The sequence below is a fragment of the Phenylobacterium sp. genome, from assembly GCF_036563385.1.
GTDB lineage: Bacteria > Pseudomonadota > Alphaproteobacteria > Caulobacterales > Caulobacteraceae > Phenylobacterium.
Genome location: NZ_DATCML010000015.1, coordinates 241,511 through 261,840 on the forward strand (window position 1 = coordinate 241,511; position 20,330 = coordinate 261,840).

Annotated in this window: 16 protein-coding genes and 2 riboswitches; of the genes, 10 read left to right on the forward strand and 6 right to left on the reverse strand. The window is 68.9% G+C overall.

Annotation, left to right across the window (positions count from 1 at the left end):
• Positions 1-10 precede the first annotated feature (10 nt).
• From VIL67_RS16210 to VIL67_RS16230, 5 genes are all read right to left on the reverse strand, one after another.
• Positions 11-2,833 (reverse strand): hypothetical protein, encoded by a 2,823-nt coding sequence (locus VIL67_RS16210; RefSeq protein ID WP_332049950.1) that lies wholly within the window; start codon positions 2,831-2,833, stop codon positions 11-13.
• On the reverse strand, positions 2,814-3,734 hold the full coding sequence (locus VIL67_RS16215) for a fimbrial biogenesis chaperone (RefSeq protein WP_332049951.1): 921 nt from the start codon (positions 3,732-3,734) through the stop codon (positions 2,814-2,816). The genes VIL67_RS16210 and VIL67_RS16215 overlap by 20 nt, the downstream gene beginning before the upstream one ends.
• Positions 3,731-4,255, reverse strand: coding sequence for a DUF4402 domain-containing protein (locus tag VIL67_RS16220; RefSeq protein WP_332049952.1), 525 nt, complete (start codon positions 4,253-4,255; stop codon positions 3,731-3,733). Before VIL67_RS16220 ends, VIL67_RS16215 begins: the two co-directional genes overlap by 4 nt.
• Before the next feature lie 73 nt (positions 4,256-4,328).
• Complete coding sequence (locus VIL67_RS16225; RefSeq protein ID WP_332049953.1) at positions 4,329-4,901, reverse strand: DUF4402 domain-containing protein; 573 nt, start codon at positions 4,899-4,901, stop codon at positions 4,329-4,331.
• A gap of 621 nt (positions 4,902-5,522) precedes the next feature.
• On the reverse strand, positions 5,523-6,602 hold the full coding sequence (locus VIL67_RS16230) for a zinc-binding dehydrogenase (protein ID WP_332049954.1): 1,080 nt from the start codon (positions 6,600-6,602) through the stop codon (positions 5,523-5,525).
• Between the two features lie 83 nt (positions 6,603-6,685).
• Here VIL67_RS16230 and fabD point away from each other — a divergent pair, with 83 nt between their 5' ends.
• The 10 genes from fabD to VIL67_RS16280 all read left to right on the forward strand — a co-directional run bounded on the left by fabD (position 6,686) and on the right by VIL67_RS16280 (position 18,380).
• Positions 6,686-7,630 carry an ACP S-malonyltransferase gene (gene fabD / locus VIL67_RS16235; RefSeq protein WP_332049955.1) on the forward strand — a complete coding sequence of 315 codons (945 nt, stop codon included), beginning with the start codon at positions 6,686-6,688 and terminating at the stop codon, positions 7,628-7,630.
• A 13-nt stretch (positions 7,631-7,643) separates the two neighbouring features.
• A complete protein-coding gene (gene fabG, locus VIL67_RS16240) occupies positions 7,644-8,384 on the forward strand; it encodes a 3-oxoacyl-[acyl-carrier-protein] reductase (protein ID WP_332049956.1) in 741 nt (246 codons plus the stop codon).
• Positions 8,385-8,506: 122 nt separating this feature from the next.
• Positions 8,507-8,746 (forward strand): acyl carrier protein, encoded by a 240-nt coding sequence (locus VIL67_RS16245; RefSeq protein ID WP_012522113.1) that lies wholly within the window; start codon positions 8,507-8,509, stop codon positions 8,744-8,746.
• Positions 8,747-8,829: 83 nt separating this feature from the next.
• Positions 8,830-10,119 carry a beta-ketoacyl-ACP synthase II gene (gene fabF / locus VIL67_RS16250; protein WP_332049957.1) on the forward strand — a complete coding sequence of 430 codons (1,290 nt, stop codon included), beginning with the start codon at positions 8,830-8,832 and terminating at the stop codon, positions 10,117-10,119.
• Positions 10,116-11,168 carry an endolytic transglycosylase MltG gene (gene mltG / locus VIL67_RS16255; RefSeq protein WP_332049958.1) on the forward strand — a complete coding sequence of 351 codons (1,053 nt, stop codon included), beginning with the start codon at positions 10,116-10,118 and terminating at the stop codon, positions 11,166-11,168. Before fabF ends, mltG begins: the two co-directional genes overlap by 4 nt.
• On the forward strand, positions 11,168-12,046 hold the full coding sequence (locus VIL67_RS16260) for a YicC/YloC family endoribonuclease (protein ID WP_332049959.1): 879 nt from the start codon (positions 11,168-11,170) through the stop codon (positions 12,044-12,046). Before mltG ends, VIL67_RS16260 begins: the two co-directional genes overlap by 1 nt.
• Before the next feature lie 74 nt (positions 12,047-12,120).
• Positions 12,121-12,726, forward strand: a complete 606-nt coding sequence (gene gmk, locus VIL67_RS16265) for a guanylate kinase (protein ID WP_332050204.1) — start codon at positions 12,121-12,123, stop codon at positions 12,724-12,726.
• Between the two features lie 141 nt (positions 12,727-12,867).
• A riboswitch (glycine riboswitch) is annotated at positions 12,868-12,958 on the forward strand.
• 4 nt (positions 12,959-12,962) lie between these two features.
• Positions 12,963-13,050, forward strand: a riboswitch (glycine riboswitch).
• Between the two features lie 191 nt (positions 13,051-13,241).
• Positions 13,242-15,710 (forward strand): TonB-dependent receptor plug domain-containing protein, encoded by a 2,469-nt coding sequence (locus VIL67_RS16270; RefSeq protein ID WP_332049960.1) that lies wholly within the window; start codon positions 13,242-13,244, stop codon positions 15,708-15,710.
• A gap of 18 nt (positions 15,711-15,728) precedes the next feature.
• Positions 15,729-17,837, forward strand: a complete 2,109-nt coding sequence (locus tag VIL67_RS16275) for a penicillin acylase family protein (RefSeq protein WP_332049961.1) — start codon at positions 15,729-15,731, stop codon at positions 17,835-17,837.
• Between the two features lie 24 nt (positions 17,838-17,861).
• Positions 17,862-18,380 (forward strand): hypothetical protein, encoded by a 519-nt coding sequence (locus tag VIL67_RS16280; RefSeq protein WP_332049962.1) that lies wholly within the window; start codon positions 17,862-17,864, stop codon positions 18,378-18,380.
• Between the two features lie 21 nt (positions 18,381-18,401).
• On the opposite strand, the gene VIL67_RS16285 is transcribed toward VIL67_RS16280, so the two are convergent.
• Entirely contained in the window at positions 18,402-20,219 is a 1,818-nt protein-coding gene (locus tag VIL67_RS16285; RefSeq protein ID WP_332049963.1) for a DUF885 domain-containing protein, read from the reverse strand.
• Positions 20,220-20,330 lie beyond the last annotated feature (111 nt).

The following is a 20,330-nucleotide window of genomic DNA, read 5'->3' on the forward strand; positions in this document are numbered from 1 at the left end:
CGCGGCAAAGTTACTGAGAGTCTTCGCTCTTCTGCTGGCCTGCGGGCTCGGCCGTAGGAGGGGCGGGCATCTCTCCCTCGGACGCTGCGGCCGCGGGGCGGGGAGCGAACTTCACCTCGGCGTGCACGTCGGGTGCGAAGCCGCCATCGCCCTTGATCTCGATGGTGGGGGTCTCCACCAGCGTCATCCGGAGCCGCCTGGCCTGGTCGGGATCGAGTTCCAAACGGTACTTGCCGATCGGCAGGTTCTGGAAGTTGGCCGAGCCATCGAACTCGGTATTCGCTTCTGCGGTGTAGCCGTTGTCGCCGACGAGCCGGACCTGGGCGGCGGACAGCCCAACCAACGTCCCGTCCGGCCGGCGCAGGTTTATGCTGACCAGCACCTCGCCGGTCGGCTTCATGGGGTAGCGGACGGTGGTGAAGCTGCCGGCCCGGGGTGAGAACTGAATTGTGCTTGGCGGCGCCTGCACCTGGGTGTTTTCGACCTCGTCGAGACCGACGAGAATGCGGCTGGTCGGGCCCGCGCCGACGCCGGTGACGAAGGCTCGGCCGTCGGGACCGGTGCGAATCTTGGTCTCGGCGCCTTCCAGCGTGACGTTGGGCACCGCCACGTCGTCGCTGTCGAAGATGCCGTTTCCGTTCTTGTCCAGGAACGCCTCGAACAACAGGCTGCCGCCGGAGCCGGGGCCGGGCCGCGTCACCTGATAGCGCCCAAGGGCGGGGTTATAGCCCAGCCCGAAGTTCAGCTGGGCGCCAAGCCGCCAGCTCTGGTCGGCGTTGTTGTAGTCGCCGTTGATCGACAGGTCCGCGAACCGCAGTTTGAAGATGCTGGCGGCTGTCAGGTTGAAGCTCGAGACATCGTCCAGCGCCTGGCCCACCCCGAACCGCAGGGCCACGGTCTCGCTGATGTCGCGATCCGCGGTGATGGCCAGCGAGCGGGCCCGCAGCTCGGGCAGGATCTCGAAGTCGAGGGTGGAGCGCAGCTGCCACTTGTAGCCCCTGAAGGTGGAGCCCGCGAAATAGCCGTTCAGCCGCTGGACGGTCTGCTGTGGGGTGATGTTGCGCTCGTACTCCACACCCGCCGAGATCAGGAAGCTCGACGCCGTCGTGGAGGCGCGCAGCGAGGAGGCGATGTCGATAAGCCCGTCGGCATACTCGTTGCGCAAGGTGCGGACCGACACGGGAACGACCTGGCCGCGGAACTGCAGGTTGCCGTCGAAGGTGAGTTCGCTACGACGCAGCATGGCGCGGCTGATGTCGGCGCCGGGGCCGTTCTCGTCGAGGAAGCCGCCCTGGAATTCGGCGTGCCGCAGCACTGTGGACAGGCCAAAGACATTGCCGGCCATGCCCAGCGACACGGCCGAACTGCCGCGGCTGTCGTAGGCGAGGTCGAGTTGGGTGGCGAAGCCGAAGAGGGAGGTCCGCGCGCCGAGGGTGTAGAGCTGCCGATAGTCGTCGTCGTCCAACGGCAGGTAGGCCGCGGCGCCGGCGATTGTCAGGGTGGACGTCAGGCCATAGTTGGCCGAGACAACGGCGCGCAGCCCGCCGCGCCCCGGGTTCACCCGCTCCTCCGGCAGCGGCTTCTGGAGCAGCAGCAGCGGCTCCTCCTGCTGGACCACCCCCAGCTCGAACGTGGCCTCGCCGCGTCGCAGCACGCCGCCGCCGACGTTGATGATGCGCGTGTTCTCGCTGCGCTCGCCGCGCGGCCCGTAGGTCACCACCCGGACCACGTTGATGCCCTGGCTCAGCGGCACATTGAGGAATTCGTAGCGCCCCTTGGCGGGCGTGTTCTGGCCACTGCGCAGGACGTCGTTGACGTACAGCTCCACGTCGTAGCCAAGCGGAAGTTCGCCGCGCAGGTCGATACGGTTGAAGATGTTCGTCTGGTCGAGCGGGACCGTGGACAGCATGAAGCCGCGGCCGCCGAGGCTGCGAGGGCCGAGCGACAGACCCGGCGTGAAGACGTCGCCAACGGCGATGGTGCGCGCCTTGAGCGGCCCGAGGAGCCCCCCGCCTACCGAGCGTCGCTCGAAGACGAAACGGGCGGTGGAGGGGTCCCCGCTCTCGTTCGAGCCGAGATAGCCCTGGAACCCGGTGTACAGCAGGTCGGCGCCGACGCGGATGTCGTAGCGCAACGGGAAGCGGTTATCGGACTCGATGCCGGCCCCGATGGCCATATCGAAAGCCGGCAGGCTCAACAGCCGGTAGGGCGTTTCGACCTTGAGAACCTCGTCCTTCTGCTGGAAGCCCTCGAAGTTGTCGCGCTTGCGCGCAAGACGCTGGATCCGGCCCTGGATCGGCAGCAGCTCCGTGGCGGTGATCTTCAACGCCAGGCTCTCGGGATCGACCTGCAGCGTCAGGGGCAGCAGCCTTTGGAGCGCCGAGGCCCGGATGTAGATCTCGGTGTCCGTGACCGCCACGTCGCTGGCCGCCAGCGGCACATTGCGCGGACCGTCCTTGGCGGTGCCGGTGGCGAGGTCGACGACCAGGGAGCGGCGGGCTTCGCCCAGGCGGCCGATGATGCGCCGCTCGCTGGGCAGCACCTCCACGTCCATCTCGAGCAACCGGGTCAGTTCGCCGACCGGGAGGAGTGGGTCTTCCGGCGCGTCGTAAGCGCTCAGACCATCTGTGAGCGTCAGCTCGTCGAGATCGACCGAGAACAGCAGCAGGGAGGCCGGATCGAGGACCGGCGAGGCGGCGGCAGGTTGTGCGGCTTCAGGCGGCGCGCTCGCGGCCGGTGCGAGCGGCTCGGCGGCCGCCCCGGGGGAGGCGCGGATGATGGCAAGCGCGGCGGTGGCAGACCACGCGGCGCACCTACGACGCCTGTTTCGCAAGGAGTTTGCCCGGAGATGTGTCGTCGTCGGTGAACGTGACCTCGAGCTTCTCTCCGGCGGCCAGCGGCCTGTTCAGCGGGATCCGCAGGGTGCGCCGGCCGACCTCCGGGTACACGCCGACGCCGCGGGCGAGGCCGATCACCTCGCTGTTCTTTGCGCCGGTGGGGCGGATCTCGATGTTGCCGAACAGCGAGTTGGTCCCAAGTCGGACGATGTCGAACACCGCCACGGCGGTGCGCCGCGGCGTGGTCTGGCCCTGCGGCGTGACTTCGGCGTACTCAAGGCGCACGTTCTCGATCCCGGCGCGCACGTCGGCGTCGCCGGTGCGGATGATGGCCGGGATGCTGAGGCCGAACACCGAATTGATCTGGAAGCGGAGCTCGTTGGGGCCGACGCCCGCTGCGGCCTCCGCCGTAAGGCCCGCGTCGCGCGGCGGGATCGTGGTGATGGTCAGGTGGCTGCGGTACTCGGCCGCCGCGGAGTCCTGCGGATTGGCGCGCAGGCGGATCGTCTGGCCCTGGCCGGGCGCAAGCGTCACCCGCCGGGGCGACACCAGCAGCATGGACGAGGCCGACTTTACCTGCTCGGCGTAAGGCTTGGCCTCAGGACGGCTCTCGGCGTCGGAGAGCGCGACGATCTGGCCGTCCGGCAGCATGGCGCGGTCCACGAGGCTGACGTCGAACGTCGCCGCCGCATTGCCCTGGTTATAGATGTAGACCGTCGCGCTCCGCCGGTTGCGGTCGAAGGTCACCCGCTTGGGGGAGATGTTCAGGTTGGCGCCGACGGTGGTGACATTGGCCGTCACGGCAGGCGTGGCGGGGGCGGCGGGCTGGGCCGGAGCCTGCGGCGCGGCGAGGACCGCAAGGGCGGCGATCGCGACGGAGAGGGAGATCCGGCTCAATTGTACTGGACCACGACTACCAGCAGGCCCTCGTAGGCGCCCGGCTCCAGCCGATCGGCCGAGGCCAGCGACAGCGCGCCCCCGACGTTCACGCTCATGCTGTTGGAGCCCATGACGGCGCCGCCCAGGATCACGCCGCCGTCTTGGAGGCCGTATTCGGCGCGGGTGTTGGTTCTGACGGTCAAGGCTTCGGTCCCCCCGTTGCGGACGACCGTGAAGCTTTCGGGCACGGCCATCGACAATGCGTCGCCAACCTCGCTCCGAATGGTTAAGGTGGCGTTGCCTACACCAGCGGTTGTACCACCGGTTCCCGCGGAAGGCACGGTCCCAGCGAATGCGGCATTTGGCGACACCGCCGTGGCCGTAACGCTGGGGAGCACCATGGGCGTGATGACCTGGATGCTCGCGCTCTGAACGATGCGTCCGCCCACCTTGGCGTCGGCGCGGCTGAGCGCGAAGGCCTGGGCGCAGCACGCCAGGGCCGCCAGGCCGACACCGATCATGAGGGGGGCGCGGTTCATGCGTCGAACTTAGCGGTGACGGGTTTACCGAGGCTGAACGGCGCGCGCTCAGCCCCGGCGAGCCCGTCGTCGCTTAGTTGTAGGTGACCGTCAGCGACATGGTCCCGGTGTACGGACCCGGGGTGGTTTCGTTGGTGACGTTGAACGATCCGCCCGCGTACAGCAGCTGGGTGGCCGCCGTGAACTGGGTGCCCGGAAGGACGCCGGCGGTGCCCGAGAGGCTGCCGCTGTCGACCGAGAAGGCCGGCGTGAAGGAGATGTTCTGGCCGGAGGCGGAGCCCGAGCCCGTCAGGTTGAACGCCGTAGTCGAGCCGCTGAGGGTGTAGGCGCGGCCGCCGTCACCGGTGATGGTGAACTGACCGCGGCTGCCCTGGGCCTGCACGAGCGCCGTACCGCCGACAATCGACACCGGGGTGGTGGTGTTGGTCGTGCTCAGCACCACCTGCGAGGTGGTGGCGGTGTTCGGCCGAGTGATCGTGCCGAAGCTCACGTCGTTGTTCTTCGTGATGGCGATCGGCTGAATGATGCTGGCGCCCACGGTCGCGCTGGCCGAGGAGGTCGACTGCTGCGCGGCGGCGGTGGTGGCGAGGCTCGCCAGGACGGCGGCGCTGCCGGCGGCGATGAGGAGGTTCCGAAGGGTAGTCATGTTCGCCCCTGGCGTGAGAGTTGTCTGTTGAACGCGTGAACTTGTCTTGCTGGAGACTTGCAGGTGTTCGAGGGAGCGCCGCAGCGAGCGGCGAAAACCTTTGTAACCTTTGGTTGCAGGTCGCCCATTTAACCGACGATTATCCATGGCCCTCTACGGCGGCGGTTGCCCAGTGTCAAGAATGAAGCTCGGCAGTAACCACAATAGTGGGGCGTCAAGGTCAAAGTCCCGATCTGGAACACTGTCCCGGACGCCCACCAGCTTTTGCAAGACACGTGCGCACAAGGAGAGGAAGAGCTTTGTCGCCCTCTTAGTGCCCGCATGTTTTGCGGGCCCGGACGAGAGCCGCCTAATACTTCTGCGCTCAGCTTCGAGTGGCGCCGGAATCGCGCTCGGCAACTCCCCGGTGTAGAAGTATAGTGAATGGCGTACCGAAGTTCGTCGAATCCTGCTCGCCGCCGACCCAGGGTTGACCGAGGTAGTATTCGGTCCGCGACAATCCGCCACGCGCAGTTGGATATTCTTGGTGAGCAGGTCAGATCGCGACCCAAATGTGGCGCCGACCTTCGCTGTAACGCCTCGTACGGCCGAGTTTGCTTAACGTAATGTGAAGCTTGATGGCTAGGCGGTGGGATCGACGACGATCTTTACGTGGGCTTCCGGATCGCCGAGCGCGTCGAATGCGCCGGCCACCTCGGAGAGGCTGACGCGACCGGTGACCAGGTGCGAGACATCGACAACGCCCTCGGCCAGCCTGCGCAGCGTCAGGGCGAACTCCTCCGGCGTGTAGCCGAAGACGAAGGTGAGCTCGATTTCCTTGGTGATGGCGATGGAGGGCTCGATGCGGTCGGTCTCCATGCAGACGCCGGCGACGACGATCTGCGCGCCAGCCGGGGCCGCCTCGATCAGATTCTGCAGCACGCCCGGGGCGCCCACGCATTCAAAAACCACAGGACGGGCGAAGCCGCCGCCCATCATGCGGACCATCTGTTGCGCGGCGCGGGCCTTGGGCACGCCGAAAGCCTCCCAGCGGCCGTGCGGATCTTCCACCGCCGGATCGACGAGGACGTCGGCGCCGAGGCGCTCCGCCGCGGCTCGGCGGCGGGGCGAGAAGTCCGCGGCGATCACGGGGCCGTGGCCCTGGGCTTTCAGCGCGGCGATAACCGCGAGCCCCACGGGCCCGCAGCCCACCACCAGGCACACGGACTTGGGCTCGAGCCGCGCCTTGGCCACGGCGTGCAGTCCGACGGCGAAGGGCTCGGTCATCGCCGCGTGATCGGTGGGGAGCCCGTTTGGGACTTCCAGCAGCATGGCCTCAGAGAGCAGCATGCATTCTGAGAAGCCGCCGGGCAGCCGGTTCGAAAAGCCGAGCATCTCCACGCCCGAGGCGGTCATGGTCACGGGGATGCTCACCACCCGCGCGCCGGCCTTCAGCCTGCGCGGGGTCCCGGGTCCGAAGTCGAGCACCTCGGCGCAGAACTCATGGCCGAACACCGTGTCGGCCGAGGGGTCGAAGCCGTTGTCCCCGCCGCCGGCCCGACGGGTCAGCTCGATCATGTGCTCCATGTGGTGCAGCGCATGCAGGTCCGAGCCGCAGATGCCGCAGGCGAGGGTGCGGACCAGCGCCTGTCCCTCCGCGGGCTGCAGCTCCGGAATCTCGTCGCAGACCAGCCGCTTCTCGCGCCGCACGACCGCTCTCATGGCGTCCTCCCCGTGTGCTTGCCCACATTAGCCTTATCCCCTAACCCTCGCCGCTCGGATTCTTCAGGCAGGAGCGGGACCCCATGAGCCTTGCGTTCATCTTCCCCGGCCAGGGCAGTCAGGCCGTCGGCATGGGTTCGGAACTGGCCAACGCTTTCCCCGTCGCGCGCGAGGCGTTCCAGGAGGTGGACGATGCGCTGGGGCAGGGCCTCTTCCGGTTGATGAGGGAAGGTCCCGAGGACCAACTCACCCTCACCGAGAACGCCCAACCGGCTCTGATGGCGCTGAGCGTGGCGGTGGCTCGGGTTCTGGAGCGCGAGTTCGGCGTAGGCATGGACAAGGCGGCGTTCGTGGCGGGCCACAGCCTCGGCGAATACTCCGCGCTGGCCGCCGCCGGCGCGCTTGGCCTCGCTGACACTGCGCGACTGCTCAAGCTTCGTGGGCAGGCCATGCAGCGCGCGGTCCCGGTCGGCGCGGGCGCCATGGCCTCGCTGATCGGGCCGAAGACCGACGTTGCGCTGGCTGAGGAGGCCGCTGCGGCCGGCGCCGAGCTCGGGGTCTGTGTCGTGGCCAACGACAACAACCAGGGCAATGTGGTGATCTCCGGCGCCAAGGCCGCCGTCGACCGGGCGATCGAGAAAGCCAAGGAGCTCGGCGCGCGCGCCATCCCTCTGAACGTTTCGGCGCCCTTCCACTGCCCGCTGATGAAGCCGGCGGCCGACGAAATGGCCGAGGCTCTGGCCGGCGCCGCGATCGTTGCGCCCCGGGCGCCGGTGGTGGCGAACGTCACCGCTCGCCCGACCAATGATCCCGAGGCCATCCGTCGCCTGCTGGTCGAGCAGGTGACCGGCCGGGTGCGTTGGCGCGAGAGCGTGCTTTGGCTGGCCGGGGAGGGCGGGGTGACGCGCTTCGCCGAAGCCGGCTCTGGCAAGGTGCTGTCCGGCATGGTCAAGCGCATCGCGCCTGACGCGGAGGCCGTGCCCCTGAACAGCCCGGCCGACATCGAAGCCTTCGCCAAGACGCTCTAGAAGAGGACCGCCCATGTTCGACCTCAGCGGCAAGACCGCGCTTGTCACCGGCGCCACTGGCGGCATCGGAGCCGAGATCGCCCGCGCCCTCCACGCCCAGGGCGCGCAAGTGGTGCTGTCCGGCACGCGCGAAGCGGTTCTGCAGGAGCTCGCCGGCCAGCTGGGCGATCGGGCGGCGGTGGCTGCCGCAAACCTCTCTGACCCCGCCGCCGTGGACGGCCTGATCGAGGCCGCCGAGAAGGCGGCCGGTGCGCCCCTCGACATACTTGTCGCCAACGCCGGCATCACCCGCGACGGCTTGCTGATGCGGATGAAGGACGAGGACTGGGAGGCCGTCATCAAGGTCAACCTGGAGAGCTATTTCCGCCTCGCGCGGGCCAGCATGCGCGGGATGATGAAGCGTCGGCACGGCCGCATCATCGGCATCACGTCGGTGGTAGGGGTGACGGGCAACCCCGGACAGGCGAACTACGCCGCTTCGAAGGCCGGCATGATCGGGTTCTCCAAGGCGTTGGCCCAGGAAGTGGCGAGCCGCGGCATCACCGTGAACTGCGTCGCGCCCGGCTTCATCGAGAGCCCGATGACCGACGCGCTCAACGAGCAGCAGAAGGCGCAGATCATGGGGACGATCCCGGCCGGCCGCCTTGGTCAGGGCCAGGAAATCGCCAGCGCCTGCGTCTACCTCGCCAGTGACGAGGCCGCCTACGTCACCGGCCAGACGCTGCACGTGAACGGCGGCATGGTGATGATCTAGCCCTAGAGTCCGGGGAGCGAACATGCTACCCGGCGGCCCGAACCAAACGGCGTCGGCGGCAGTTGACACCAGCGTCGCTGTCGCCGAATGCAAAGACTGACTAGCCCTGAGGGACCTACCTAATGTCCGACGTCCTTGAACGCGTCCGTAAGATCGTCATCGAGCACCTCGACGCCGATCCCGAAAAGGTCACCGAGAAGGCGAGCTTCATCGACGACCTGGGCGCCGATAGCCTCGACAACGTCGAGCTGGTGATGGCCTTCGAAGAAGAGTTCGACATCGAGATCCCGGACGACGCCGCTGAGCACATTCAGACCGTCGGCGACGCCGTGAAGTTCATCCAGGAGCGCCTGGGCGCCTAAGCGCCTGTCCATGCTCTGAAATTTGGCCGCCGCGTCGCCGAGGGACACCCCTTAGCCGCGGCGGTTCTCGTTTGAGGTCAGCCATGCGTCGAGTCGTCGTCACCGGAATCGGCCTGGTCACCCCCCTGGGCGTGGGTGTCGAGCACACCTGGAAGCAGATCCTCGCCGGCGCTTCCGGCGCGGGCCGGATCACCGCCTTCGACCCTGCGGCCTACGCCTGCCAGGTGGCCTGCGAGGTGCCTCGCGTAAATGGCCGCGGCGGCGGCGGGCCCGATGTGCCGGGCTCCTTCGACCCCGACCAGACCATGAGCGCCAAGGATCGGCGCCGCGTCGACGACTTCATCCTCTATGCCATCGCCGCCGCCGACGAGGCGGTGAAGGACTCCGGCTGGGCGCCAGGCGAGGACGACCCGGAAGGCCGCGAACGCACCGGCGTGATGATCGGCTCGGGCATCGGCGGCCTCGGTCCGATCGCCGAGACGGCCATCGAGCTGCACGAGAAGGGGCCCCGGCGGATCAGCCCCTTCTTCATCCCCTCGGCCCTGATCAACCTGGCCAGCGGCCAGGTCTCGATCCGCCACGGCTTCAAGGGGCCCAACCATGCGGTGGTCACCGCCTGCGCCACCGGCGCCCACGCCATCGGCGACGCAGCCCGGATGATCAAGTACGGCGACGCCGACGTGATGGTCGCCGGCGGGGCTGAGAGCTCGGTGGTGCCGATCGGCATCGCCGGCTTCATCGCCTGTCGAGCGATGTCCACCGGCTTCAACGACACGCCCACCAAGGCCAGCCGCCCCTACGACAAGGATCGCGACGGCTTCGTCATGGGCGAGGGCGCCGGCATCCTGGTGCTGGAGGAATACGAGCACGCCAAGGCCCGCGGCGCGAAGATCTACGCCGAGGTGCTCGGCTACGGCATGGCCGGCGACGCCTACCACATCACGGCCCCGGCCGAGGACGGCGACGGCGGCTTCCGCGCTATGAAGGCGGCCATCAAGGACGCCGGCATCGACCCGGCCGACCTCGACTATATCAACGCCCACGGCACCTCGACGCCGCTCGGCGACGAGATCGAGCTAGCCGCGGTCGAGCGCCTGCTCGGCAATGCGGCGTCCAAGGTGACCATGAGCTCGACCAAGTCGGCCACCGGGCACCTGCTCGGCGCCGCTGGCGCCATCGAGGCGGCGTTCACCGTCCTCGCGATCCGCGACCAGATCGCGCCGCCGACCATCAACCTCGACAACCCCTCGGTGGAGACGCCCATTGACCTCGCCCCGCACAAGGCCGTGCCGCGCGAGATCAACATCGCCATGTCCAACTCCTTCGGCTTTGGCGGCACGAACGCCTCGGTGGTCTTCAAGAAGGTCGCGTGAGCCGGCGACCGCGCCCGCGCCGACGTCCCGTGCCGCGCAAGGCGCCGCCCGGACCCCTGCGGATGCTGGGCGGCGTGCTGTTCGCCCTGGGCGCCTTCGTGCTCGTCGCCGGCGGCTGGGTCCTGTGGACCTACAGCGGCCCAGGTCCTGAGGCGCGCGAGGGCAAGGTCACGACCGTGGTGCTGGAGCGCGGCTCCGGACTCGCTAGCATTGCCGGCGAACTGGCCGGCGCTGGGGTCATCCGCTCGCGCACGGTGTTCATGGCCGCCGCCCGGCTGAGCGGGGTGGCCGGAGCGTTGAAGGCCGGCGAGTACGAGGTGAAGAGCGGCGCCTCCATGGCGCGCATTCTCGACGACATCCGCGACGGCCGGGTCGTTCGCCACCTGGTCACCATCCCCGAGGGCTGGACCAGCGAGATGGCCTGGGAAGCGGTGCAGCGCCAGCCTGTGCTGGCGGGCGACGCCCCGGTCCCCGCCGAGGGCACGCTGCTGCCCGACACCTATCAAGTCCAGCGCGGCGACAGCCGCTCCGCGGTGCTCCAGCGGATGGCCCAGGCGCAGGACGAGCTCATGGCCGAGCTTTGGCCAAAGCGGCAGTCCGGCCTGCCGTTTGACACGCCTGACGAGGCGCTGACGCTCGCTTCGATTGTTGAAAAGGAGACCGGCGTCGCCGCGGAGCGCCCGCGGATCGCCGCCGTCTTTGTCAACCGGCTGCGCCAGGGCATGCGTCTGGAGAGCGATCCCACCATCATCTACGGCGTATCGAAGGGGAGGCCGCTCGGCCGCGGGCTGGCGGTGACCGAGATCGCTACCGCAACGCCCTACAACACCTACCGCATCGACGGCCTGCCGCCGACGCCGATCGCCAATCCCGGGCGGGCCTCCATCGAGGCGGTGCTGAACCCGCCGCAGAGCACGGAGCTGTTTTTCGTGGCCGACGGCACGGGCGGGCACGTGTTCGCCACCACCTATGCCGACCACCAGCGCAACGTAGCCCGCTGGCGCCAGCTGGAGCGGCAGCGCGCCGTGCAGGCGGGGGCGGGACGCTGATGGCGATATCCGGAATGACCGGCTTCGGCCGAGCGGAGGGGGCGCTGGGGCCGTGGAGCTGGGCCGTCGAGGCCCGCTCGGTGAACGGCCGCAACCTCGAGGTTCGTTTCCGCGGCCCGCCCGGGCTCGATGGCCTGGAGCGTACGGCCCGGGAAGGCGCCCAGGCCCGCTTCCAGCGCGGCCAACTCACGGTCGGCGTCCAGGCCAAGCGCGCCGAGGGCGGCGCCGCGGTGCGCATCAACGTCGAACAGTTGGAGCGCTACCTCCAGGCCGGCGCGCCCTATGTCGCAACCGGCATGGTCGCGCCGCCGAGACTCGACGGCCTGCTGTCCCTCAGGGGCGTGATCGAGGCCGCCGATGCGGCCGAGGACGGGGAGGCCCAGGCCGAGCTTGAGGCGGCTGTGGCGGCTTCAGTGGCCGCCGCCTTCGACGGCCTTCTCGCCGCGCGGCGCGAAGAGGGCCGGGCGCTGCACGGCGTGCTGTCGAGCCTGCTCGACCGCATCGGCCATTTGGTCGCCGACGCCGAGAGCCACGCGGCGGCCCAGCCCGCCGCCATCAAGGACCGGTTCGCCCGCCGGATGGCCGAACTGGCCGGCGAGGCCGTTCCGGAGGATCGCGTCCTGCAGGAGGCCGCCGCCCTGGCCGTGAAGGCCGACGTGCGCGAGGAACTCGACCGCCTGGCCGGTCACGTCCAGGCGGCGCGCCAGCTAGTCGACGACAGCGCCGTGGGCCGCCGCCTGGACTTCCTGACCCAGGAGTTCATGCGCGAGGCCAACACCCTGTGCTCCAAGTCGGCGATCGCCGCGCTCACGACCGTGGGACTGGACCTGAAGGCCGTGATCGAGCAGTTCCGCGAACAGGTCCAGAACGTCGAGTAACAGCCGAGGCGCCCTTGTTCCCCCACGACGACCATCACGTTAAGCCTTGGGAGACCGTCCGGCGCGGCCTGTTGATGCTGGTTTCCAGCCCCGCGGGGGCCGGCAAGACGTCTCTGTCGCGCCGCCTGGTCGCCGACTACGGCAGCATGATCCTCTCCATCTCGGCGACCACGCGCGCTCCGCGGCCGGGCGAGGAGGAGGGGCGCGAGTACTTCTTCAAGACCCGTCCCGAGTTCGAGGCGATGATCGAGGGTGGCGAGCTCCTGGAGTGGGCGGAGGTGAACGGCCACCTCTATGGCACGCCCAAGGGCCCGGTGCTGGCGGCGCTCGAGGCCGGCAAGGACGTGATGTTCGACATCGATTGGCAGGGCGCCCGGCAGATCGCCGAGAAGCAGCCGGACGACTCGGTGCGCATCTTCGTCCTGCCGCCATCCTGGGCCGACCTGTCGCGCCGTCTTCACGCTCGCGCTCAGGACAGCATCCAGGTGATCAATCAGCGCCTGGCGCTGGGCAAGCGCGAGATCACCCACTGGAACGAGTACGACTACGTCATCGTCAACAAGGACTTCGACCGCGCATACGCCGACCTGATCCACATCTACCGGTCGGAGCGGATGAAGCCGGTGCGCAACCCCTGGCTGCCGCCCTTCGTGCAGGACCTCCTGGACGAGAAGATCTGATCACGCCGCCGCCGCGCCCCTGCACAAATTTCAGGCTGCGGCCGCTTCGCGCGCAACGTTTCCCCTGCGCGAGTTAGAAATTCCATCAAGCGCGACAGTTTTGTGTCCTTGCGGCGCCCTTACGTCAGCGCCCAAGCTGGCCGGGCTCTCGCGGGAGAGACCGGGCTTCGCGCCCGGCGCTGAAGGCGCAACCGCCCCGGAAACGCTCAAGCAGAAGGACCGCCAGAGCCTCTAAACGCTGGAAAGCAGGGCGGCCTGGCCGCCCTCGCCGAAGGAGCAAGGCGGGCGAGGCCCTCCGAAATCTCTCAGGCGCCAAGGACAGCGGGGGCGACGCCGGGGCCGGACGAGGCCTGCCGTCTCGCTGCGCCGTCGCCTCACCGTCGACAGGCCAGGACCGCCCAAGGGTGACCGCACGGACGGTCGCTCGGCGGTCGGCGGAGCACCCGGCGGATCTTGGGGGACCGCTCCGGCGGTCGTGCGACAGCAGCGCCGGGGGCCGGCGCGAGGGGGTTAGTATGGCGAAGTACAGCAAGGGCGCAGGCGGCGGCGGTGCACGCATGGGCGCGGCGATCCTGGCGGTCGGCGCGGCGGCGGCGGCGTTTCCGGTGCTGGCGCAGGATGCGGAAGTCGGCGAACTGGTGGTCACCGGCACTCGCGGCCAGCCGCGCACCGTGATCGACAGCCCGACACCCATCGACGTCATCTCGGCCGCCGAACTGGAGCGCACCGGCCGGGCCGGCGCCTTCCAGGCCCTGCAGACCCTGGTGCCCTCGTTCAACCTGCCGGCCAGGGCAGGCGGCGGCACGTCAACGGTGATCGCCACCGGCGGGCTGCGCGGCCTCAATCCTGATCAGACCCTGGTGCTGGTCAACGGCAAGCGCCGCCACAAGACGTCGCTGATCAACTCCGTCTCCTCGCTCTACAATGGTTCGGTGCCGGCCGATCTCGACCTGATCCCGGTGTCCGGCATCGATCGGATCGAGGTGCTGCGCGACGGAGCCGCGGCCCAGTACGGCTCCGACGCCATCGCCGGCGTGATCAACATCATGCTGAAGAAGAACAAGGGCGGCCAGCTGGCGGTCACCTATGGGGAGAACTTCGATCGTGGCGACGGCGACCTGCTGCAGGTCCAGGGTGACTACGGCCTCGAATTCGGCGACAGCGGCTTCCTGAAGCTGTTCTTCAACACCAAGGACCAGGCGCTCTCCAACCGCGCCGTGCCGGTGGCGTCCAACATCCAGATCTATCCGCGGATCGGCGGCCAGCCGGACCCGCGCGAGCTCACCGTCGACCGCAGCCGGATCACCCGCAACTACGGCGTCCTGCCCCAGTGGGGCGTCAACGTCGGCTTCAACGGCAGCTACCAGGCGGGCGCGGCGGAGCTGTACAGCTTCGGCACCTACAGCAAGCGCGTGTCGGACCTCCCCTTCACTTTCCGCGCGCCCAACAGCGTCAACGCGCTGCCACAGGTCTATCCGGAGGGCTTCCGGCCCAACCTGGTGATCGACGAGAAGGACTACGAGCTGGCCCTCGGCGCCCGCGGCGAAACGGCGGGCTGGTCCTGGGACGTGTCCACCACCTATGGCCGCAACCGCGCCGAGGAGAACGTGGCTGAGAGCATCAACGCCAGCCTCGGCCCCAGCAGCCCGACCAGCTTCTACGTGGGCGCCCTGGAATCCTCGGAGTGGGTGAACTCCTTGGACGTGACCCGTGGTTTCCAGCTCTCGGAGGCCAGCGACCTGCAGGTCTCCTTCGGCCTGCAGCACCGCCGCGAGACCTATGAGGTCGAGGCCGGCGAGCCCGCGAGCTACGCGGCTGGCCTTTACGTCATCCCGGCTGGCCAGCCCTTCGCGGGCCAGCGTCCCGCCACGGGCGCGCAGGCCGCCCCGGGTTTCCAGCCGAGCGACGCCAGCAAGTCGTCGCGCAATAACTATGCGGCCTACGCCGAGCTCGGCTGGAACGTCAGCGACCGCTTCTTCCTGGGGGCCGCGGCCCGCTACGAGGACTATGACGACGCCTCGGGCGACACCCTGGTGGGCAAGGTCAACGCCCGTTACGACCTCACGGAATGGCTGGGGGTGCGCGGCGCGATCAGCACCGGCTTCCGGGCGCCTGGCCTGGCGCAGCAGAACTATGCCGCCAGCTCCAGCCAGTTCCGGCAGGTGGGCGGCGTCCTCACCCTCCTGCAGATCAAGACCCTGCGGGTCGGCTCGCCCGAGGCCATTGCGCTGGGCGCCGAGCCCCTGCAGCCGGAGGAGTCCACCAACTACAGCGTGGGCGTGACCCTGCAGCCGCTGCCCAGCCTCAATGTCACGGTGGACGCCTATCAGATCGAGGTGGATGGCCGGATCGCCATCACCAGCACGCTCACCGGGACGGCCGTCAGCAATATCCTGATCGCCAACGGCCTCTCGGGCGACCTCAGCGCCCAGTACTACACCAACGCGATCGACACCCGGACCCGCGGGGTGGACGTGGTCGCCACCTGGCGCAACGACCTGGGGGCGTACGGAAACCTGCGCTGGAGCCTCGGCTACAACTGGAACGAGACGAAGATCACCGGCGTCATCCCCAACCCGCCGGAGCTGACCGCCCTGGGCTCTGGCTTCGTGCTGTTCGATCGGTTGAGCCGCGGCAACCTCACCGAGGCCTTCCCGAAGAGCAAGGTGTCCGCCAACGCCAACTATGAGCTCGACCGCTGGACGGTGAACCTGCGGGCGACCCGCTATGGCGGCTTCACCGTCTGGCAGAACATTCCGGCCAACGACCGCAGCTTCGGGCCGAAGTGGATCACCGACCTGGAGGTGGGCTTCGACGTAAACGACCAGGTCAACGTCGCCGTGGGCGCCAACAACCTCTTCAATGTCTATCCAAGCCCGAACGGGACGTTCAACGCCAACCTCGGGTCGGGGCAGTATCCGGGCACCTCGCCGTTCGGCTTCACCGGCGGCTTCTACTACGCGCGCCTGCAGTACAGCTTCTAAGGGCGGGGGAGGGGAGTGATGATGAAGCGCAGGACCCTCATCGCCCTGGCGGCGCTGGCGGGGGCCGGGGCTCTGCCCCTGTCTCCGGCGGCTGCGCAGGGAGCTGCCAGCGCCCCGGCCAAGGCTGTGCGGGGCGAGATCCTCTACGACACCTTCGGCGTGCCGCACGTCTACGGGAAGGACGAGGCGGCCGTGTTCTACGGCTTCGGCTACGCCACCGCACAGAACCATGGCGACGTGGTGCTGCGGCTCTACGGCCAGGCCCGCGGCCGGGCGGCGGAGTATTGGGGCGCCTCCGAGATCGAGTCAGATCGCTGGGTGATCTCCAACGACGTCTACGAGCGCGCCCGCCAGTGGTACCTGAAGGAGCCCGCCGCCTTCCGGCGGAACCTCGACGCCTTCGCCGAGGGGATGAACGCCTACGCTCGGGCCCATCCGGACAAGCTGGATCCCTCGGTCCGCCAGGTGCTGCCGATCAGCGGCGTAGACGTCATGGCGCACGCCCACAAGCTGATGAACTACCAGTACGTCGCGCCCGCCCAGCGCACCCTGGGCGGCAACGCGGACGCGGGCTCCAACGCCTGGGCGGTGATGCCGAAGAAGTCCGCGAGCGGGAACACCCTGCTCCTGGCCAATCCGCACCTGCCCTGGGCGCCGAGCCAGCTCACCTACTTCGAGGCGGACCTGAACGGGCCCGGCTTCAAGATGTATGGCGCCACCCAGGTGGGCCTTCCGGTCCTGCGCTTCGCCTTCAACGAGCGGATGGGCTTCACCAATACGGTCAACAACATCCTGGGGGCCACCAACTACGAGCTGAAGCTCGCGCCCGGCGGCTATCTGTTCGACGGCAAGGTCCGTCCCTTCGCGGTGAAGACCAAGACCTTCAAGGTCCGCCAGCCCGACGGGAGCCTGAAGGCCGAGACGCTGGAGATCCGCAGCTCGGTCCACGGCCCAGCCTTTGCGCGGGCCGACGGCAAGACCGTGGCGGTGCGGGTGGCGGGCCTCGACCGGCCGGGCGGCCTTCGCCAGTACTGGGACATGGGCAAGTCGAAGAGCTTCGCCGAGTACCAGCAGGTCATGAAGCGGCTGCAGGTGCCGTCCTTCAACATCGTCTACGCCGACCGGGAAGGTCACGTCCAATATCTGCTGAACGGCATCCTGCCCAAGCGGAAGGACGGCGACGTCCGCACCTGGAGCGGCCTGGTCCCGGGAGACACCTCGGCCACCCTCTGGACGGACATCCACCCCTACGAGGACCTGCCCAAGGTGGTCGACCCGCCCACCGGCTACGTCCAGAACACCAACGATCCGCCGTGGGTCTCCACCTGGCCCCAGGCGATCCGCGCCCAGGACTACCCGGCCTATGTGGCGCCGCCCGGGCCCATGTCGCTGCGGGCCCAGCACTCGTCGCACCTGATGGCCGACCCGCCGAAGCTCACCTTCGACGATTTCGTGCGCAGCAAGGCGTCCACTCACGTGCTCATGGCCGACCGTGTGCTGGACGAGCTGCTCACCGCCGCCGCGGGCAGCGCGGACGCCGACGTCCAGCAGGCCGCCGCCGTGCTGCGCGCGTGGGACCGCAAGGTGGACGCCGGCTCGCGGGGAGCCCTGCTGTTCGAGACCTGGGCCCGCAAGTTCGCCGGCCCCAACTTCCAGAGCGACGCCAACTACAAGGTCCGGTGGGACCCGGCCCGGCCGATCGACACGCCCATCGGGATCAAGGATCCCGCCGGCGCGGTGGCCATGCTCAAGGAGGCTGCCATCGAGGCGCGGGCCCAGTACGGCGCCCTCGACCGCCCCTTCGGCGAGGTCTCCCGCTTCGCCTTGGGCCAAGTAGACCTGCCGGGGTCCGGCGGCTTCGGCAACATGGGGGTGTTCAACGTGATCACCTGGAGCGGGCTGAAGGACGGCCGCCGCATGCCCAACCACGGGGAGACCTGGGTCTCGATGGTGGAGTTCTCCACGCCGGTGAAGGCCAAGGGCCTGATGAGCTACGGCAACTCCACCCAGCCGGGCTCGCCCCACCGCAGCGACCAGCTCGAGTTCCTGTCGCAGAAGACCTACCGCACGCTCTGGACCACCCGCGCCGAGGTCGAGAGCAATCTGGAATCTCGGGTCGCGTACTGACCCGCCGTTTGGAGGACGTCTGAGATGAACATCCGCGCCATCGCCGCTGGCCTCGCGCTCAGCGCCGCGCTCGCCGCCCCGGTCTTCGCCCATCCGGTGGACGGAGCCTGGAAGGAACAGCACAACGATACGCCGGGGATCACCACCCCGGCCGGGTTCAAGCTGACGATCTGGATGAAGGTGGAGGGCGACACGCTCCACTACTATTCCGAGAACACCACCAACGCCGAGAAGCCCTACATCAGCGAGCACGTGTCCAAGCTGGACGGGGCGGTGGCGCCGTTCCCGAACCAGACGCGGTTCAATCAGATCTCCACCCTGCTGACCGAGCCGCACGAGCTGCAGGTGCTCAAGATGAAGGACGGCGACGTCATCGCTGGCGAGTTCTGGACCTTCAGCAAGGACGGCAAGACCGCCGTGCGCCGCGGCATCAGCAAGAGCCCGGAAGGCAAGTCCAAGGCCTACCAGGAACACTTCGTGAAGGTCACGGACAAGCCGCAGCACCGGAAGGGCGCCTGGCCGGACGCCGCATCGCCGCGCTGAGGAGACGGGAGCCGCCGCGCTCTAGACGCGTCGGCTCGCGATCCACCGGTCCACCCGGGCTTCCAGGATGTCGAGCGGCAGGGAGCCTGCGCCAAGCACAGCCTCGTGGAAGCCCTTCTGGTCGTATCGGGGGCCCAGCGCCTGACGGGCCCGGGCGCGTAGCTCCAGGATCTTGACCATCCCCACCTTGTAGGAGGTCGCCTGGCCGGGGTTCACGAGGTAGCGGCGGATTTCGGAGCGGATCTTCGAGGCCGGCTGTGGAGAGTTGGCGGTGTAGAACTCCAGCGCCTGGGCCTCGCTCCAGCCCTTGTGATGCAGGCCGGTGTCGACCACCAGGCGGATCGCCCGCCAGATCTCGCGGCCCAGCCGGCCGAAGTCGCTGTAGGGGTCCTTGTAGAAGCCCATCTCCTTGGCCAGCAGCTCGGAGTAGAGGCCCCAGCCCTCGATGTAGGCGCCGTAGCCGTAGTGGCCGCGGAAGGCGGGCTGGCCGGTCATCTCCTGGGCCAGCATGATCTGCATGTGATGCCCCGGCCAACCCTCGTGGTAGGCGGTGCCCTCCAGCTCGAACGTCGGCGTGCCGCCCATGTCGGCCAGGTGGACATAGAAGATCCCCGGGCGCGAAGCCTCGGGGGCGCCGGAGTTGTAGTGCGCCGCGCCGCCGGCCTCCTCGCGGAAGGCTTCCACCCGCTTCACGATCAACGGCGCCTTCGGCAGCCGCCCGAACTGTTCCGGCAGGCGCGCGTGGATCCCCGCCAGGTAGTCCTCGGCCGCCTTGAGGTAGGTCGCGCGGCCGGCCTCCGTGTTCGGCAGGAAGAAGCTCTTTTCGGTCCGCATGTGGGCGAAGAATTCCTCGAGCGAACCTGTGAAGCCGATCTTTGCCTTCAGCGTCTCCATCTCGGCCCGGATCCGCTTCACCTCGGACAGGCCGAGTTCGTGGATCTGGTCCGGCGTCATGCCGGTGGTGGTCTGCAGGCGCACCAGGGCCTGGTAATAGTCGCGGCCGTTCGGCAGGGCGTGCGCCCCCTGCGGCTCGGCTGTGGTCTTCTCCCGCTCGGCCGTCAGCCAGGCGGCCACCCGCTCATAGGCGGGCTTCATCGAACCCGTCATCGCCTGGGCCTGGGAGCCCAGCAGCCGGTCGGCGCGCGCCTGGTCGATCTTTCCCGCCTTGCGCAGGGCGGCCACCTTGGCCTTGGCGTCCGCGAACAGGGCGGAGTCCCCGCCGCCGTCGAACGGCGCCCCGGTGGTCAGGCGCTTCACCTCCTCCAACGCCTGGTCGAAGGCGAAGCGGGGCGGCCGCACGCCTTCGGCGGCCGCCCGGCGCGCGCGGACCAGGGCCTGGTCCAGGGCCGGGCCGATCGCCCGGGTCCGGGCGACATAGGCCTCCATGTCGGCCGCGTCGGCGACAGCGTGCTCGTTGATCAGGAAGTTGGGCAGGCCGCTCTGCGGGCCGCCGCGCACGAAGATGTAGTTCCGCCGCCGCCAGCGGGCGTCCGTCTCGGCGCGCTCCAGCTCCAGGGCCCACATGTCGTACGAGGTGCGCGCCTCGTCGCTGAGCTTCGTCCCGGCGAACTGCGCCTTCATCTTGGCCACGCTCTGCCGGCGCCAGGCCAGCTGCCGATCGAGAAAGGCCTCGCTGCGGTCGGTGAGCTCCGAATAGCGCTCCTTGCGCCCCAGCCGGGTCAGCCACTCGGGGTCCATGCGGACCTCCTCCTCGAACTGAGCGTCGAGGAAGGCGGTCAGCCGCCGGTCCGCCTCGCTGGCGCCCTGCGCCAGGGCGGGGCCCGCCAGGGCGGTGGCGCCCAGCAGGGACAGGCTGAACTCGCGTCGGGAAATCGGCATCGGGGTCTCCACTCTTGCGCCACGCCTAGCGGGCTTGGCTGGTGGAGGGAAGGGGAGGCCGGGGATCTCGCTCCCCGGCGGCGGCCGGCTCCCTGTCCGGGGGGACGTAGC